This window comes from Pseudomonas sp. GM60 (assembly GCF_000282415.1).
GTDB classification, from domain to species: Bacteria; Pseudomonadota; Gammaproteobacteria; order Pseudomonadales; family Pseudomonadaceae; genus Aquipseudomonas; species Aquipseudomonas migulae.
Map to the genome: position 1 here is coordinate 1 of NZ_AKJI01000051.1, position 18,303 is coordinate 18,303.

11 protein-coding genes are annotated in these 18,303 nt (G+C 61.0%); 4 read left to right on the forward strand and 7 right to left on the reverse strand.

Annotated features, from left to right (window positions below; genetic code table 11):
• The first annotated feature begins 273 nt into the window (after nucleotides 1-273).
• Nucleotides 274-969 carry an aquaporin Z gene (gene aqpZ, locus PMI32_RS15585; protein ID WP_008029032.1) on the forward strand — a complete coding sequence of 232 codons (696 nt, stop codon included), beginning with the start codon at nucleotides 274-276 and terminating at the stop codon, nucleotides 967-969.
• 15 nt (nucleotides 970-984) lie between these two features.
• On the opposite strand, the gene PMI32_RS15580 is transcribed toward aqpZ, so the two are convergent.
• Nucleotides 985-2,109: a GNAT family N-acetyltransferase gene (locus PMI32_RS15580; RefSeq protein WP_008029033.1), complete on the reverse strand. Its 1,125-nt coding sequence runs from the start codon at nucleotides 2,107-2,109 to the stop codon at nucleotides 985-987.
• Nucleotides 2,110-2,392: 283 nt separating this feature from the next.
• Here PMI32_RS15580 and PMI32_RS15575 point away from each other — a divergent pair, with 283 nt between their 5' ends.
• The gene (locus PMI32_RS15575; protein WP_008029035.1) at nucleotides 2,393-3,709 is read left to right on the forward strand and encodes a putative porin; all 1,317 of its coding nucleotides are present in this window, start codon (nucleotides 2,393-2,395) and stop codon (nucleotides 3,707-3,709) included.
• A 242-nt stretch (nucleotides 3,710-3,951) separates the two neighbouring features.
• On the opposite strand, the gene PMI32_RS15570 is transcribed toward PMI32_RS15575, so the two are convergent.
• The 3 genes from PMI32_RS15570 to aceK form a co-directional block, all read right to left on the reverse strand.
• Complete coding sequence (locus PMI32_RS15570) at nucleotides 3,952-5,073, reverse strand: beta-ketoacyl-ACP synthase III (RefSeq protein WP_008029037.1); 1,122 nt, start codon at nucleotides 5,071-5,073, stop codon at nucleotides 3,952-3,954.
• Between the two features lie 317 nt (nucleotides 5,074-5,390).
• The gene (gene hrpA, locus PMI32_RS15565; protein WP_008029040.1) at nucleotides 5,391-9,302 is read right to left on the reverse strand and encodes an ATP-dependent RNA helicase HrpA; all 3,912 of its coding nucleotides are present in this window, start codon (nucleotides 9,300-9,302) and stop codon (nucleotides 5,391-5,393) included.
• A gap of 187 nt (nucleotides 9,303-9,489) precedes the next feature.
• Nucleotides 9,490-11,208, reverse strand: coding sequence for a bifunctional isocitrate dehydrogenase kinase/phosphatase (gene aceK, locus PMI32_RS15560; RefSeq protein WP_008029042.1), 1,719 nt, complete (start codon nucleotides 11,206-11,208; stop codon nucleotides 9,490-9,492).
• 426 nt (nucleotides 11,209-11,634) lie between these two features.
• Between aceK and PMI32_RS15555 the strand changes: the two genes are divergently transcribed.
• Both PMI32_RS15555 and PMI32_RS15550 read left to right on the forward strand, forming a co-directional pair.
• Nucleotides 11,635-13,245: a methyl-accepting chemotaxis protein gene (locus tag PMI32_RS15555; RefSeq protein WP_443216515.1), complete on the forward strand. Its 1,611-nt coding sequence runs from the start codon at nucleotides 11,635-11,637 to the stop codon at nucleotides 13,243-13,245.
• A gap of 71 nt (nucleotides 13,246-13,316) precedes the next feature.
• Nucleotides 13,317-14,225 carry a DMT family transporter gene (locus PMI32_RS15550; protein WP_008029046.1) on the forward strand — a complete coding sequence of 303 codons (909 nt, stop codon included), beginning with the start codon at nucleotides 13,317-13,319 and terminating at the stop codon, nucleotides 14,223-14,225.
• A 122-nt stretch (nucleotides 14,226-14,347) separates the two neighbouring features.
• Here PMI32_RS15550 and PMI32_RS15545 read toward each other — a convergent pair whose 3' ends face one another.
• From PMI32_RS15545 to PMI32_RS15535, 3 genes are all read right to left on the reverse strand, one after another.
• A complete protein-coding gene (locus tag PMI32_RS15545) occupies nucleotides 14,348-15,928 on the reverse strand; it encodes an aldehyde dehydrogenase (NADP(+)) (RefSeq protein ID WP_008029047.1) in 1,581 nt (526 codons plus the stop codon).
• Between the two features lie 134 nt (nucleotides 15,929-16,062).
• Nucleotides 16,063-17,058, reverse strand: coding sequence for an AraD1 family protein (gene araD1, locus PMI32_RS15540; protein WP_008029048.1), 996 nt, complete (start codon nucleotides 17,056-17,058; stop codon nucleotides 16,063-16,065).
• 53 nt (nucleotides 17,059-17,111) lie between these two features.
• Nucleotides 17,112-18,287 (reverse strand): L-rhamnonate dehydratase, encoded by a 1,176-nt coding sequence (locus tag PMI32_RS15535; RefSeq protein ID WP_008029049.1) that lies wholly within the window; start codon nucleotides 18,285-18,287, stop codon nucleotides 17,112-17,114.
• Between the last annotated feature and the right edge of the window lie 16 nt (nucleotides 18,288-18,303).

An 18,303-nucleotide genomic window follows, 5' to 3' on the forward strand; every position in this document is an offset into this window, starting at 1 on the left:
AACGAAAGGGGCAGGAGCGCTTTGGTTACTTTCGCGCTTTTCGAAAGTGACTCGCTGTAAGAGCGAAACCAATAGCCGCCGTTACCGCAGAAACGGATAGGCCCCCAACCCCAACCCCCCCACACCCCCCCAGCTCCCAACAGCTCTAAGCCCACTGGAATTCCAGAAAAACCCTGCTGTACTCAGCCAAGGTTCTGGAGATGAGCCTGTCGTAAATCTGCAGGATGCATAACTCGATACAGTCTCGATAGGAAGCCTATCAAGGACGCTCTCATGTCTCTGTTCAAACGTTCAGTCACTGAGTTGTTAGGTACGTTCTGGCTGGTGTTGGGGGGTTGCGGCAGTGCGGTTCTGGCCGCGTCTTCTCCGCTTGGGATCGGAGTACTCGGTGTGGCCATCGCGTTTGGTCTCACCGTACTGACCATGGCCTTCGCCATCGGCCACATCTCCGGTTGCCATCTCAACCCCGCCGTGTCGGTCGGTTTGTCAGTCGGTGGCCGATTCCCCGCCAAGGAACTGCCCGCCTACATCATCGCCCAGGTCATCGGCGGGATCATCGCCGCCGCGTTGATCTACTACATCGCCAGCGGCAAGGAAGGCTTCGACCTCTCCGCCGGCCTGGCCTCCAACGGCTACGGCGAACACTCCCCCGGCAAATACTCGATGGCCGCAGGCTTTGTCTGTGAACTGGTGATGACGGCGATGTTTGTGCTGATCATCCTCGGCGCCACCGACAAACGCGCACCCGCCGGGCTGGCACCGATCGCCATCGGCCTGGCCCTGACGCTGATCCACCTGATCTCGATTCCCATCACCAACACCTCGGTCAACCCGGCCCGCAGTACCGGCCCGGCCCTGATTGTCGGCGGCTGGGCGATCGCGCAACTGTGGATGTTCTGGGTCGCGCCGCTGCTGGGTGCAGTGGTCGGTGGTGTGACGTATCGGTGGCTGGGCAAGGAAGGCACTTGACCCCATGGAGGAGGATCAGTCCTGTCGGTAAGGCAAGGCGGTCCTCGCTTCCTCGGCATAGGCCAGGACGCCGAGACGCTCCTGATGAAGGAAGTCTTTGACGGCGGCTTTCAAGCCGGGATGGCGCAAGTAGTGCCAGGAATGGGTGATCACCGGTTCAAACCCGCGAATCAGTTTGTGCTCACCCTGAGCACCGGCATCGAAACGCTGAAAACCGTTGGCAATTGCGTAGTCCATCCCTTGATAGAAACACGTCTCGAAATGCAGACGATCGAACTCCGCCAGACAGCCCCAGTAACGCCCATAAAAACTGTCGCCGCCCACCAGGCTGAAGGCCATGGCCACCGGCCGTGAGCCCTGTTTGGCCAGGACCACGCGAATCGATTCCGGCATGCGCTCGGCCAACAGACTGAAAAACTCCCGCGTCAGATAGGGCCGTTGCCGACGCACCGCGTAGGTGTTGGCGTAACAGGCGTAAACGAAATCCCACTGCGCCTGATCCAGTTGCTTGCCTTCCAGCCACTCGAAATCAAACCCCTGCCCCGCCACTTGCTCGCGCTCTTTACGCATCTGCTTGCGCTTGCGCGAACTGAGGACGTCGAGGAAGTCCTGAAAATCCCGATAGCCGCGATTTTGCCAGTGGTACTGACAGCCGATGCGCTGCAGCCAGCCGGGTTGTTCGGCCAGCGCCGCGTCGGTGAACGGATCGGTGAAATTGATGTGCGCACTGGAGAGTTCTTCGATCTCGAGGTAGCCCGGCAAACTCTTCAGCAGTTCGAAACCGTCCTCGACCGAGGCCGCCAGCAAACGCGGTCCGCTGACCGGGCTGAACGGCACGGCGGTCAACAGTTTGGGGTAATAGTCGATGCCGGCACGCTCGCAGGCATCGGCCCAGGCGTGATCGAACACGTACTCGCCATAGGAATGCCATTTGCGGTAACTGGGCAGCGCGGCGATCAACCGGTCCCCGTCCATGTGCAACAGATGCTCGGGCTGCCAACCGGAATGCGCGCCGACGCTGCCGCTGTCTTCCAGTGCACTGAGAAAGGCATGGCGCAGAAACGGCTGGGATTGCGGCACCAGGGCATCCCAAGTGTGCGGGGCTATTTCGGACAGACGTTCCAGGCGTTGCAGCGGCATCACTTCCCTCTCCACTTCTTGGCGTAAAAGCCTCGCGAGTATCGCCTATCGAGGCGCAATCCACACTCGCGATCCGCCGACAGGGCCCGGAATAGAAAGTTCCTTCGCACTTTGTATCGTCATCGAGCCGCCATCACTTTGCCACTGCTTTGTCATAAACCATCGCGATACTGGCGCCAGTTTTTAGAGCGTCGGGTTCTATCCCGATCACTGTTTTCCGTCCGACATCGGTCGGTTGTGCCCTGGATGGCTAAGTCATCCCCTCTCATCTTCGGAGATTGATATGCGTCTTGCTTCCACGAAAACTGCGGCGGCCCTGTGTGGCGGTCTGCTGCTGGCCATGAGTGTTCCGGCCAGCGCCGCAGTCGACGCCAAACTGCTCGACATGCTGAAGGCTAACGGTTCGATTACCAACGCGCAGTACAGCGAGTTGCAAGCCGAGCTGGCCAGGGATCAGAAGGATCAGCAAATCGCCCGTCAGGCTCAGCAAGAGACTAACGAGCAGATCGCGGCCACCGCGAAGAAAACCGAAGCACTGAGCACCTTCGACCAGAAACTGGCGTGGGCTGCCAAGACCCAGTTCAAGGGTGACGTGCGTTTCCGCCAGGAAACGGTCAAGAACGACGGCGTTTCCAACACCGGCGACCAGGATCGTCAACGTATTCGCGTCCGCCTGGGTGCCTACACTGCAATCAACCCGCAAGTGGACACTGGCATCCGTATTGCCACTGGCAGCGACAACGACTCTCGTTCCACCAACCAGAGCCTGGATGGCAACTTCACCAAGAAGGATATCTGGCTGGACCAGGGTTACGTCGACTACCACCCTGACGCCATCAAGAATCTGCACTTGATCGGCGGCAAGATGGCGCAACCATGGGTGAGCATGGGCGACATCATCTGGGATAGCGACATCAACCCGGAAGGTCTGGCAGTGACTTACAAATACCCGCTGGGCGGCAGCACCGAGCTGTTCGGTAGCGCCGGCCACTTCACCCTCAAGGACAACGTCGACGGCGAAGGCAAGCAGTTCCGCCACGACCTGCGTCTGTACTCAGGCCAGTTGGGCGCGCGTTTCGCGATCACTGACAACCTGAAAATGACCTTGGGTGGCAGTCTCTACGCTTACGACAACGACAACGACATCAACAATACCTGTGCGGCGAACACCTGCCGACTGGCCATTAACGGCAACACGGCGAACGAACAGTTCAAACTGTACGAAGGCTTTGGTCAGCTCGACATCGGCGGCCTGCCAATGCCACTGTCGATCTACGGTCAAGTGGTCAACAACGACGATGCCAGCAACGATCAGGACATGGGCTGGTTGGCCGGTGTCAAGACCAACGTCTTCGGCTTCGGCGTGGACTACAACTATCGTGACGTACAGCGTAACGCCGTGGTCGGCGCCTTCACCGACTCTGACTTCGCCAACGGTTTCACCGGTTCGCGCGGCAGCAAGTTGAAAGTGAGCTACGAGATCGACAAGAACTTCGCCCTCGGCGCGACGTACTTCATGGCTGATTCCGACTACACCAACGCCACCCTGCGTGACTCGAAAATCAACACCTTGCAGCTGGATGCCGAAGCCAAGTTCTGATCCCTGCTACACGGTTCGGGCAAGGACGCCCAAACTGCTTTTACAAACTCGCACTGCTGTATCGGTCCCCATCATCCGTCCGATTCAGCAGCGCGAGTTTTTTTGTTTTTGCGACCCCCCTGAACCTGTAGGAGCGAGCTTGCTCGCGATGGTCGTCAACGATAACGCGGGAAGCCTGACACCCCGCGGCGTTATTACGACCATCGCGAGCAAGCTCGCTCCTACAGGGTTTCGGGTCGAGATCAACGCTTGCGCAGAATCACGCTACCAATCGAATAACCGGCGCCGAACGAGCTGAGCACCGCCAGCGAACCCGCCGCCAGATCATCCTGGTTCTTGTGAAACGCAATCACCGAGCCCGCAGAGCTGGTGTTGGCGTAGGTGTCGAGAATCACCGGGGCTTCTGCTTCGGTGGCTTCGCGGCCCAGCAGTTTCCTCACGATCAAGTGGTTCATGCTGAGGTTGGCCTGGTGCAGCCAGAAGCGCTTCACGTCGCCGACGTTGAGCTGGTTCTCTTCCAGGTGCGCACCGATCAGCTCGGCCACCATCGGGCAGACTTCCTTGAACACCTTGCGGCCTTCCTGCACGAACAGTTTGTCCTTGGCACCGATGCCCTCTTCCGCCGCGCGGTTGAGGAAGCCGAAGTTGTTGCGGATGTTGTTGGAGAACTTGGTCAGCAGCTTGGTGCTGACCACGTCGAACTGGTACTTGGACGTCGCCAGGTCCGCTCGCTCGATGATCACCGCAGTGGCCGCGTCGCCGAAGATGAAGTGGCTGTCGCGGTCACGGAAGTTCAGGTGACCGGTGCAGACTTCCGGGTTGACCATCAGCACTGCCCGGGCCTGGCCCAGTTGCACGCTGTTGGCTGCCGCTTGAATGCCGAAGGTCGCCGAAGAGCAGGCCACGTTCATGTCGAAACCGAAACCCTGGATGCCCAGCGCTTCCTGGACTTCGATGGCGATGGCCGGGTAGGCGCGTTGCAGGTTGGAGCAAGCGACGATCACGCCGTCGATGTCCGCTGCGGTTTTGCCGGCACGCTGCAAAGCTTGTTCGGCCGCGCCGATGGCCATCTGGCAAAGCACCGACCACTCGTCGTTCGAGCGCTCAGGCAGGCGTGGCGCCATGCGTTGCGGGTCGAGAATGCCGTCCTTGTCCATGACGAAGCGGCTTTTGATGCCGGAGGCTTTTTCGATAAACGCGGCGCTGGATTCGGTCAATGCCTCGACTTCGCCACGGGCGATGGCGTCGGCGTTGTCGGCGTTGAACTGCGCGACGTAAGCGTTGAAAGACTGCACCAGCTCTTCGTTGGAAATGCTGTTGGCCGGGGTGTACAGGCCGGTGCCGCTGATGACGACGTTATGCATGGTCGTTTCTCTAATCTGTTCAGGCAGAAAGCATTGGCACCGACGTACCAATACATAAAGGGTCTGTTCCCGTCACAGGAAGCAAACCTGGCATCGCTTTATTCCGAACCGCCCGAACCTGTGGAGGCTCAAAACCGCGGGGCCGGCGTTTATAGGCGCGAAGTTTGCCATAAACGTTGGGGTTTGACCCTATTTGCGAGATGAGACGGCATTACGATGCGCGCAATCGGAACGCCGAATGACGAACCTGTAGGAGCCGGCTTGCCGGCGATAGCGATTTCAAAGACGCCATCGCCGGCAAGCCGGCTCCTACAGGTCTACGGTTCGACCTGGGTCCATTGCTTGTTCAGGCGTTTGTCGGAGATCGGCACCTTGGTCCCCAACTGTTGGGCGAACAGCGAAACCCGGTACTCCTCCAGCCACCAGCGATAGAGCTCAAGCTGCGGATCGCGTTTGCCTTCCTGGGCGTGTTTGTTGGCGCGAGTCTGGTATTGAGTCCAGAGGCCGGACAGCTCACCGCTCCAGACCCGATCCTTCTGCACCTGCGCAGCCAGTTTCTCGAAGCGCTGCTCGATGGCTTTCAGGTAACGCGGCAGTTCCTTGAGCCACTGCATCGGCGTTTCGCGGACGAAACCCGGATACACCAGATGACTGAGCTGCTGCTTGATGTCATTCAACGCCACGGCCTGCGCCAGATCGATCTTGCCCTTGAAGCGTTTTTGCAGGCCGTGCCAGAGCTTGAGAATTTCCAGGGTCAGCTTCGCCAGACGCTCGGCATGCTCGGTCCAGCCGCCGCGTTTGCGTTCGGCCAGCGCCGCCAATCCGGCGCCATCACGCGGCAACGGGTCTTCGCCGTCGAGGATGCAGCTGTCGAGACTGGCCAGCAGAATGTCTTCCACCAGACTGTCAACGCGGCCCATGTCGCGGTACATCAGGCCCAGCTCGGTCAGGCCCGGCAACTTGCCGCGCAGGAACTTCGCCGGTTCCGCCAGTTGTTGCATCAGCAGGCGCTGCAACGCGCGGCGATGCTGGAACTCGGCTTCGGCCGGCGTCGAGAACCGCCCTTCCTTGACCGTGCCGGCCTCTTCGACCAGCGCCGGATACACCGTCATCGACAACCCGGCGATCTTCTGTTGGGTCTTTTCCGCCACGGCGGCGAAGACTTTCGCCTCCACCGGTTGCTGACTTTTCGCCGTTTGCGGGACGGCCAGTGCCGCCTGGCTGGCTTCAGCGAATCGCGCGGTGAGCTCCGCCAGATCTCGTCCTTCGCCGAGGAACTTGCCCTGGCCATCGACGATTTCCAGGTTCATCCGCAGGTGATTTTCGACCTGCTGCGCCGCTTCGGACCACGCTTCATCGCTGACCCGCGCACCGGTCATGCGCAGCAACTCGCGCCCCAATGCCTGAGGCAACGAACCCTCGGCAAAGGTCATGCGCTGCAACGCGGCTTTGACAAAGTCCGGCACCGGTACGAAATTCTTGCGCAGCGCCTTGGGCAGGTTGCGCACCAGCGCGATGCACTTGGCCTCGATCACGCCGGGCACCAGCCACTCCAGACGTTCCGGCGGCAGCATCGGCAACAGCGGCGCCGGCACGCGCAGGGTCACGCCGTCACGCGGGTGGTTCGGTTCGAAATGGTAACTGAGCGCCAGTTCCAGATCGCCAATGTGCAAGGTGTCCGGGTAATGCAGCGCGGTGACTTCACTGGCCTCACGGGCCAACACGTCTTCTTCGCGCATGATCAGCAGTTGCGGGTCTTTCTGGCTGTTAATCCGGTACCAGCTGTCGAAGGTCGCGGTCTGGTGAATCTCCGCCGGCAGTCGCGCATCGTAGAAGGCGAACAGGGTTTCTTCGTCGGCCAGAATGTCGCGACGGCGAGCCTTGGCTTCCAGCTCGTCGAGCTGTTCCAGCAGTTGCTGGTTGGCGGTCAGGCACTTGGCTTTGGATTGAATCTCGCCGCGCACCAGGCCTTCGCGAATGAAAAACTCACGGGACACCACCGGATCGATCGGCCCGTAATGCACCGGCCGGCGACCGACCACGATCAGCCCGAACAAGGTGATCTGCTCGAACGCCACGACCTGCCCGCGCTTCTTCTCCCAATGGGGTTCGAAGTGGTTTTTCTTGATCAGGTGCCCGGCGAGCGGCTCGATCCAGTCGGCATCGATCTTGGCGACCATGCGCGCGTAGAGCTTGGTGGTTTCCACCAGTTCGGCGGTCATCAGCCATTGCGGGCGCTTTTTGCCGAGACCCGATGACGGGTGAATCCAGAAGCGCCGCTGCCGGGCACCGAGGTAATCGCCTTCATCGGTTTTCTGCCCGATCTGGCTGAGCAAGCCCGAGAGCACGGCTTTGTGCAGCTTCGGGTAATCCGCCGGCTCTTTGTTCAGGCTCAGCTGCATGTCGCGGCAGATCAGGCTCAACTGACGGTGCGAGTCGCGCCACTCGCGCAGCCGCAGGTAGTTGAGGAAATTCTTGCGGCACCAGTTACGCAGCGGACTGGCCGTCAGCGCCTGGCGTTGTTCTTCAAAACCACGCCACAGATTGACCAGCCCGGCGAAGTCCGAGTCCACGTCTTTCCATTGCGCATGCGCCTGATCCGCCGCTTGCTGACGCTCTGGCGGACGCTCGCGCGGGTCTTGAATCGACATCGCGCTGGCGACGATCAGCACTTCCTGCAAGCTGCCGAGTTTCGCCGCTTCCAGCAGCATGCGGCCCATGCGCGGGTCCACCGGCAGGCGCGCCAATTGGCGCCCCAGCGGGGTCAGCTGGCTGTTGCGGTCCACCGCCGACAGCTCTTGCAGCAGGTTGAAACCGTCGCTGATGGCCTTGCCATCGGGTGGCTCGATAAACGGGAAATCGGTGATCTCGCCGAGGCGCAGATGCAGCATCTGCAAAATCACCGCCGCGAGGTTGGTCCGCAGGATTTCCGGGTCGGTAAATTCCGGGCGACCAATGAAGTCTTCTTCGCTGAACAACCGTACGCAAATGCCTGGCTCAACCCGACCGCATCGACCTTTACGCTGGTTGGCGCTGGCCTGGGAAATTGCTTCGATGGGCAGGCGCTGGACCTTGGCGCGGTAGCTGTAACGGCTGATGCGCGCGGTGCCGCTGTCGATCACGTAACGAATGCCCGGCACGGTCAGCGACGTTTCGGCGACGTTGGTCGCCAGCACCACGCGACGCCCCGGGTGCGACTGGAAAATCCGCTGCTGTTCGGCCGGCGACAAGCGTGCGTACAACGGCAGGATTTCGGTGTGTTTGAGTTGCGCCTTGCGCAGCATGTCGGCGGCGTCGCGAATCTCGCGCTCGCCGGGCAGGAACACCAGCACATCGCCAGGGCTCTTGCGCTCGCTGAGTTCGAACGCGGCGATTTCGTCGAGGGTGGCGAGGATCGCCTGATCCACGGTCAGGTCATCCTCGACGCGGTTGCCCTCTTCGTCTTGCTCCAGGGTCAGCGGGCGATACCAGGTTTCCACCGGGAAGGTGCGGCCGGAGACCTCAACGATGGGCGCATCGTCGAAGTGCTTGGAGAAACGTTCCAGGTCGATGGTCGCCGAGGTGATGATGACTTTCAGGTCCGGACGACGGGGCAGCAGGGTTTTCAGGTAACCGAGCAGGAAGTCGATGTTGAGGCTACGTTCGTGGGCTTCGTCGACGATGATCGTGTCGTAGCGTTCGAGGTAGCGGTCGTTCTGGGTTTCCGCCAGCAGGATGCCGTCGGTCATCAGTTTGATCAGCGTATTGGAATCGCTCTGATCCTCAAACCGCACCTGATAGCCGACCAGCGCGCCCAATGGCGTCGCCAGTTCTTCGGCAACCCGGCTCGCCACGCTGCGTGCCGCAATTCGACGCGGCTGGGTGTGGCCGATCAGGCCATGCTGGCCGCGACCGATTTCCAGGCAGATCTTCGGCAGCTGGGTGGTTTTGCCCGAGCCGGTTTCGCCGGCGATGATCAGCACCTGATGCTTGAGCAGCGCTTCCTTGATTTCATCGCGCTTGGCGGCGATGGGCAGGCTGTCGTCGTAACGAATCACCGGCAGGCTGGCGCGTCGCGCCAACACCTGATCACAGGACGCCTGCATGCGCGCCACCCACTGGGCCAGCTTGGCTTCGTCAGGTTTCTTGCGCAGCTCAAGCAACTGCCGACGCAGCCGGTGGCGGTCGGCGAGCATGGCGTGATCGAGGTTTTTCAGCAGTTTGTCGAGTGAAGGCGATTCGTCAGTCATCAGGTACGCAATAAGTCGTCTAGTGGCGCAGGGGGCGGATTGTCGCAGATTTTACGGCCGCTGCGCGGCCGAATCGCGAGCAGGCTCACTCCCACACTGGATCTGCAGCGACCACAAAATCGGGGCACCGCGGTCAAATGTGGGAGCGAGCCTGCTCGCGATTCGATTGCACAGCAATCGCAGAGAACTACTCGGTATCCATGCCCTTGCGCCGATACGGGAACACGTCGATCACCTTGCCGGCACGAATCGCCTCTTGCAGGCTTTTCCAGTAATCGGCGTTGTACAGCTCGCCGTGCAACTGATCGAACAAGCGCCGCTGCGCGGAATCGGCAAACAGAAACGGCGGGAACTCCTCGGGGAACACATCCAGCGGCCCGATCGAATACCACGGCTCGGACGCCATCTCGTCTTCCGGCGTACGCGGTTGCGGGATGTGGCGGAAGTTGGCTTCGGTCAGGAAACAGATCTCGTCGTAGTCATAAAACACCACGCGACCGTGACGGGTGACGCCGAAGTTTTTCAGCAACATGTCGCCGGGAAAAATGTTCGCCGCCGCCAGTTGCTTGATCGCCAGGCCGTAATCTTCCAGCGCATCGTGCACTTGCGCCTCGTTGGCGTTTTCCAGATACAGGTTCAACGGGGTCATCCGCCGCTCGGTCCAGCAGTGGCGGATCAATACCGTGTCGCCTTCCACCGATACGGTAGACGCCGCCACGTCCAGCAATTCTTCCAGACACGCCGGCTCGAACTTGCTCAACGGAAAACGGAAGTCGGCGAATTCCTGGGTATCGGCCATGCGCCCGACGCGGTCGACGCTTTTCACCAGTCGGTACTTCTCGATCACCGTCGCGCGGTCGACGTTTTTCGACGGCGAGAAACGGTCCTTGATGATTTTGAACACGGTGTTGAAACCCGGCAGCGTGAACACGCTCATCACCATGCCGCGCACGCCGGGGGCCATGATGAACTGGTCGTCGGTGCTGGCCAGGTGGTTGATCAGCGCCCGGTAGAACTCCGACTTGCCGTGCTTGTAGAACCCGATCGAGGTGTACAGCTCGGCGATGTGTTTGCCCGGCAGGATCCGTCGCAGGAAACCGATGAACTCCGCCGGCACCGGCACATCGACCATGAAGTAGGAACGGGTGAACGAGAAGATGATCGACACGTCGGCTTCGTCGGTAATCAACGCATCGATCTGGATGCCACGGCCCTCAAGGTGCAGCAGCGGAATCGCCAGCGGCCATTGCTCGTCAGTGGTGTAGATGCGCCCCACCAGGTAAGCGCCCTTGTTGCGGTACAACACCGAGGAAAACAGCTCGACGCTCAGCTCGGGGTCCTTGCACACCCAGTCCGGCAGGTTCTCGCGCAGCTGTGCTTCGAGGCGACGCAGATCGCCCGCGAGGTCGGCGTAATCCTCGCTGAAACGGTAGTCGGCAAAAATGCTCGCCAACATGCCCGACAGCTGGCCTTGAGGTTTGTAGGTGCGGGTTTGCGCGGCGCGCGCCCGGCGCAAGCTTGGCCGGGTGGTGTGGATGAACATGCAGCCGTCGCTGATCAGGTCGTGGCTGAACAGCCCGCAGAAGATCGAGTTGTACCAGGTCTCGGACAGCTCATCGTCGAAGCGCAGGTCGATCAGGCTGATGTAGGCGCTTTTGACCAATGGCCAGCAGCTGACATCCAGCGTATCGGCGTCAAACGCGATGCGCAGCCGGTCCACCGTTTCGCTGACTTTATCTTCGTAGAGGTTGATCCGCGCCGCCGAGGCGATTTGCGTTTCCTGCCATTGGGCTTGCTCGAAACGCGCCCGGGCGCCGTCGGTGATCTGCCGGAAATGCTCGCGGTAATCGTCAAAGCCATCGAGGATCATTCGGGCGATGTCGGCGGCTGGCCATTGCTGCGGCATGGTGAGACCTCTACGGGAATTCGGAAGGCCTGAGCTTAGCCAGTGAACCGGGTGCAGGAGAAGCCTAATTTCGGTCCGAAAACGAATGAATCACTCATGGGCGCAGTTTTTTCGGACTTTTTTTAATCGACCGTTCGGTCAGTAAACGACCTAAAAAGTCACTCTCCATCCACTTAATCGATTCATCTACAGCCCTCTGATTATCAGGCGTACGGATCCAATCCACGCTGAAGCAAACGTCAGCCTTTAGATTTTCTGCTTTTCCCGGAATGCCAGCCCGCCTGAAAAGCGCTCTCGGATTGGTCTTACCAAGATGATGGCTCTTTGATATACACCCCGCGTTCACCCGCCTAAAAACAAGATCCTCGGTCCACGAGGACTACCTCTCAAAATGCCCAAGGAGCACATAAGATGCCTATAAGGAACATGCGCATAGGTTTGCGCGCGAGCTTGAGTTTTGCTGTGTTGGCCAGCCTGCTGGTGCTGGTCGGGCTGTTCGGCCTGGGTCAGATGGCGACCCTGCGCGAGAGTGCATCGGTCATCGAGGAATCGTGGATGCCGAGCATCGAGAGCATCCATGACAGCGCGTCCAACATCGCCACCATCCGCCTGGAATCGTTGCGGTTGAGGACCAGCAGCCAGAGCGCTGTACAGGAAAAGAGTAGAGGCATCATCAACGCTCAACGCCAGGAGTTGCTCAAGCGCCTCAACGATCACTCGTCCCTGGTGTCAAGCGATCAGGAACGGGCCATGCTCGACAGCCTGAAGGCGGGCGCTGCCAAGTACCTGTCGCTCGTCGACCAGATTTTTGCCCACATCGACGCCGGCCATAGTGACCAGACTTACGATCAGATCAACCATGAACTGAATCTGCAGGGCATCGTGCTGGATAAAGTCCTGGAGTCGATGATCAGTTTCAATCAGCAAGGCGCCGATACCGCAGCGGACGCTGCCGCGTTGATGTACCAGCGTGCGCAATGGATCGTCGGCACGATCATCGTGATTGCGCTGCTTGCCACGCTGCTGTTGGCCTGGTTGCTGACGCGCAGCATCACCACGCCGATCAATCAGGCGCTGCAGGTCGCACGCCGGATTGCCGCGGGCGACCTCAGCGGACAGATTGCCAGCCACGGCAAGGACGAAGCCGCGCAATTGCTCAACGCCCTCGCCGACATGCAAGGCAACCTGCGCACGACCATTCGCGGCATCAGTGACTCGGCGCGCCAACTGGCGTCGGCAGCCGAGGAGATGAGTTCGGTGATGGAGGAAAGCACTCGCGGCCTGCAGCAGCAGAACGACCAGATCGAGATGGCCGCCACCGCCGTCACCGAAATGAGCACGGCGGTGGACGAGGTCGCCGCGAATGCCGTGTCCAGCGCCGAGGCCTCCCAGGCGTCGAACGAGGACAGCAAGCACGGCCACGTGCAGGTCACTGAAACCATCACCGCGATTCAGGGGCTGGTCAGCGAAGTGCTCGGCGCCTCGGAACGGGCCGAGGGCCTGGCGGTTCAGGCGCAGGACATCAGCAAAGTGCTGGATGTGATTCGCGGCATCGCCGGGCAGACCAATCTGCTGGCGCTCAATGCGGCCATCGAAGCCGCACGCGCCGGTGAAGCCGGGCGCGGGTTTGCCGTGGTGGCCGATGAAGTGCGCTCGCTGGCACAACGTACCCAGAACTCCACCGAAGAAATCGAGCTGATGATCAACAACATCCAGCACGGCACCGGAGCCACGGTCAGCGCGCTGCAAAGCAGTGCCGAACACGCCGGCCAGACCTTGCGCCGGGCCAACAGTGCCGGCAGCGCCCTGGAGAAAATCACCGCATCGATCTCGCAGATCAACGAGCGCAACCTGGTCATCGCCAGCGCCGCCGAACAGCAAGCGCTGGTGGCCCGGGAAGTCGATCAGAACCTGGTGAACATTCGCGATCTCTCGACCCAGACCGCCGCCGGCGCCACCCAGACTTCGGCCGCCAGTCAGGAACTGTCGCGGCTGGCAATCGACCTCAACGGTCTGGTGACACGTTTCATAATTTGATGCCGGTTTTTCGGTTGCCATAGGCAAGGCTCTCGGCAACACTCTCGTCCCCATCAAGGAAGGAGTGCACCGTGAGCCCTGTCGATATCGTTCGTTTACTGTCGCTGGCGGCCATCTGGGGCGCGAGTTTCCTGTTCATGCGCATCATCGCCCCAGTGATTGGCAGCATCCCCACGGCGTTTTTCCGCGTGTCGATTGCGGCGGTCGGGTTGCTGGTGATTGTCGGGCTGATGCGCATCAGCTGGGATTTCAAGGGCAAGCTCAAAACCGTGATGCTGCTCGGGGTGATCAACTCCGGGATTCCCGCGACCCTCTATTCAGTGGCAGCACAGGTGCTGCCCGCCGGTTACTCGGCAATTTTCAACGCCACCACGCCACTGATGGGCGTGTTGATCGGCGGCCTGTTCTTCAGTGAGCGGCTCACTGCGGCCAAGCTCGGTGGGGTGTTTCTCGGTTTGTTCGGTGTTGGCGTGCTGACCCGTGCCGGCCCGGTGGCCTTCGACCTGCAACTGCTGATGGGCGCCCTCGCCTGCCTGCTCGCCACCACCTGTTATGGGTTTGCCGGGTTCCTCGCCCGCCGCTGGCTCGATCAGGCCGGCGGGCTCGACAGTCGTCTTTCGGCACTGGGCAGCATGCTCGGGGCGACCTTGTTCCTGCTGCCGCTGTTCGGCTACAGCGTGATCAGCCAGCCACCGGCGAGCTGGGGCGGCTGGAGCGTGTGGCTGTCGTTGCTGGGGCTGGGCCTGGGGTGCACGGCGTTTGCGTACATTATTTACTTCCGTCTGCTCAGCTCGATCGGGCCTTTGAAATCGATGACAACGACGTTCCTGATTCCGCCGTTCGGGGTGTTGTGGGGGGCATTGCTGCTGGATGAGCCGTTGTCGATGGCGCACGTGTATGGCGGGGTGTTGATTGCGGCGGCGTTGTGGTTGGTGTTGAAGCCTTCGGTTATGAAGAAGGTTGAGGTGGTGGCCCGGTAAATTTCTGGCGCTGCTGATGACGCCATCGCGAGCAGGCTCGCTCCCACAGTTGACCGAGTTGTCCGGGCGGACGCGGTCCAATGTGGGAGCGAGCCTGCTCGCGATGGCGGTGGTTCAGGCAACTACAAAGGTGACTGACTCACTTCGCCATCCACCAACCGCCGAATCCCCAGCGGATTCGCGCTCTGCAACGCCTCGGGCAACAACGCATCCGGGTAATTCTGGAAGCACACCGGCCGCAGGAATCGATCAATCGCCAGCGTCCCCACCGACGTCCCGCGAGAATCCGACGTCGCCGGATACGGCCCGCCATGCACCATCGCCTCGCAGACTTCGACCCCGGTCGGATAGCCGTTGAGCAAGATCCGCCCGACTTTTTCCTGTAGCAATTGCGCTAGCCAGCGGTATTCCAGCAGCTCTTCGGCCTCGCCGATCAGCGTCGCCGTCAATTGCCCGCGCAGGCCGTGCAGCGCCGCCGCGAGCTGCGCCCGATCTTCGACTTCGATGACGATGGTGGTCGGCCCGAACACTTCTTCCTGAAGCAACTCATCGCCCTTGAGCAGCAGGCTGACATCGGCCTTGAACACCTGCGGTTGCGCCTGATTGCCCTGCTGCGGTTTGCCCGCCAGGTGCGTCAGCCCCGGATGTTCGTGCAATTCCCCAAGGCCTTGGCTGTAGCTGACCAGCGCGCCGGCATTGAGCATGGTTTGTGCCGGCTGCTCGTTCATGTTGGCGCAGAACTGTTGAAGGAAAGCGCTGAACTGTGGCGAACGCAAACCGATGACCAAACCCGGATTGGTGCAGAACTGCCCGCAGCCCAAGGTCACCGAACCGGCCAGTTGCGCCGCGATCTGCTCGCCCCGCACGGCGAGGGCTTCGGGCAACAGGAACACCGGGTTGATGCTCGACATTTCGGCAAACACCGGGATCGGTTGCGGCCGGGTCGCGGCCATGTGGCTCAGGGCATTACCGCCCTTGAGCGAACCGGTGAAGCCCACGGCCTGAATGGCCGGGTGCTTGACCAGCCACTCACCGACGCCACCGCCATAAATCATGTTGAACACACCGGCCGGCATGCCCGTGCGTTCGGCGGCGCGGATGATGGCGTCCGCGACCCGTTCGGCGGTCGCCATGTGTCCGCTGTGCGCTTTGAACACCACCGGGCAACCGGCGGCCAGTGCCGAAGCGGTATCGCCACCCGCCGTGGAAAAGGCGAGCGGGAAATTGCTGGCGCCAAACACCGCCACCGGGCCGATGGCGATGCGGTACTGGCGCAGATCCGGGCGTGGCAGCGGTTGGCGATCCGGCAACGCCCGATCGATCCGCGCACCGTAGAAATCACCGCGCCGCAGGACCTTGGCGAACAGGCGCATCTGGCCGCTGGTGCGCCCGCGTTCGCCCTGGATGCGCCCGGCCGGCAGTGCCGTTTCCCGGCAGACCGTGGCGACGAAATCATCGCCCAGCGCATCGATTTCATCGGCGATGGCGTCGAGGAACGCGGCGCGTTTTTCCGCGCTCAGGTTGCGGTAGATCGGGTAGGCAGAAGCGGCGGCTTTGGCGGCGGCATCCACTTCGGCTTCAGTCGCCTGGAAGAAAGTGCCGGGCAGCGGCTCGCCGGTGGTGGCGTCGAGGCTTTGCAACTGCAACGTGCCGTTGGCGCTGCGCTGACCGCCGATGTAGTTGTGTCCAGAGAGCGTGGTCATAATTTATTCCTGATCGATTGGCACAGACCTGTAGGAGCCGGCTTGCCGGCGATTGGCCTTCAAGCCTTGCATCGATCTCTCGGACGCAATCGCCGGCAAGCCGGCTCCTACAAGGGCGGATGTTCCGCCGGCTTTTAGAGCGAACGCACTTGGCCGATGGCCAACGGCTGGGCGCTTTCGCCGATGCCGTTTTCCAACGGTGCGCCAAACGCGTCGAGGCTGATCTGGAAGCGATCCCCCGGCTGGGTTTTCACGCCATCGGCAAACGACAGCGTCGCAGTGCCGAAGTAATGCACGTGAACATCGCCCGGACGCAAAAACTGCGCGTATTTGAAGTGATGGAATTCGAGGTTGGCGAGGCTGTGGCACATGTTGTCTTCGCCGCTGAGAAACTCTTTTTCCCAGAGGGTTTCGCCGTTGCGGATGATGCGGCTAGTGCCCGCCAGATGTTTAGGCAATTCACCGACACGCAGCTCCGGACCATAGGCGCAGAAACGCAGTTTCGAGTGCGCGAGGTACAGGTAATTGCGGCGCTCCATGACATGGTCGGAGAACTCGTTACCCAAGGCATAACCGACACGATACGGCTGACCATCGTCGCCAATCACATAGAGGCCGGTCAGCTCCGGTTCTTCACCGGCATCTTCGGCAAACGGCGGCACCGGGAAATCCGCGCCGGGACGCACGACGATGCTGCCGTCGCCCTTGTAGAACCATTCCGGCTGCGCGCCAACCTGTCCGGCTGCGGGTTTGCCACCCTCCAGGCCCCACTTGAAAATGCGCATGGTGTCGGTCATGCCGGCTTCAACGGCGCCATCCTGCTGGTGCATTTTGTCCCGCGCCGAGGCACTGCCGAGGTGAGTCAGGCCGGTGCCGCTGATCAGGCAGTGCGCCGGGTCTTCGTGATCCAGCGGCGGCAGGACTTTGCCCTGCTGCAACAGTTGCGCGTAATCCGGGCCCGCCTCGGTGCCGCGTTGGGCCACTTCTTCCTGCAGGCTGTGTTGGGCGCGGATCGCCGCGAGAGCCAGTTCACGGGTGCTACGGGTGTCTTTCAGCACCTGGACCTGCGAACCTTCGACGACGCCGACCTGACGCTCACCGGCAGTGTTTTCAAATTGAATCAGGCGCATGTCGGCCCTCCAGAAAGTCGTGAATGGCGCCGCTCACGAGCGGCGCCTCAAGGTCACTCGATGATGTTGAAGTCGCTCAGGTATTCATCGGAGATTTCCAGGCCCAGGCCCGGCTTGTTGTCGTCGAGCTGGATGTAGCCGTTGACCGGTTGCGGCTCGCCCTTGAACACGTAGTAGAAGAGTTCGTTGCCGACCTCGACATCGAAGACCGGGAAGAACTCGGCCATCGGCGAGGCGGTGGTGGACATGGTCAGGTGATAGTTGTGCATCTGCCCCGCGTGCGGAATCACCGGCACCGACCAGGCTTCGGCCATGGCGTTGATCTTGCGCGCAGCGGTGATGCCGCCCACACGGTTGGTGTCGTACTGGATCACGTCAACGGCGCGGCGTTCCAGCAGGTCTTTGAAGCCGTAGGAGGTGAATTCGTGTTCGCCGCCGGAGATCGGCATGATCCCCATTTTTTTCAGCTCGATGTAGCCCTCGATGTCGTCGGCGATCACCGGTTCTTCGAGCCAGCGCGGTTCGAACCCGGCGAGTTTCGGCAACATGCGGCGTGCGTATTCCAGGGTCCAGCCCATGTAGCATTCGAGCATGATGTCGATGTCCGGGCCGGCCAGCTCACGCAGTGCGCGCACTTGTTCGATGTTCTTGCGCATGCCCGCCGGGCCATCTTTCGGGCCGTAGCCGAAACGCATTTTCAGCGCGGTGAAACCCTGGTTCAGATAACCCTGGGCCTCTTCGAGGAACAGGTCGAGGTTGTCGTTGGCGTAGAGCTTGGAGGCGTAGGTCCAGATCTTTTCCTTGGTGCGGCCACCGAGCAACTTGAACACCGGTTTGTTGACCGCTTTGCCCATGATGTCCCAGATCGCGATGTCGATCGCCGAGATCGCCGCCATGCCGATGCCTTTACGGCCCCAGGCGTGGCTCTGGCGGTACATCTTCTGCCAGATGTATTCGTTGTCGAACGGGTCTTCGCCAATCGCAATCGGCGCCAGGTAGGTGTCGATGATTTCCTTGGCCACACGCGGCGCCAGGGCGCAGTTACCGATGCCGACAAGACCGGTGTCGGTCTCGACTTCCACCACCAGCCAGCCGTGGAAACGGAACGAACCCATGGCGTCGCCACGTTCGAACAGGATGTCGCTGGCGTTGGTGCAGAAGTGCGCTTGTGGTGGGACGACTTTGCCTTTCCACTCGAAAACGCGGGTACGGATTGCTTTGATTTTCATGAATTCAATTCCTTGC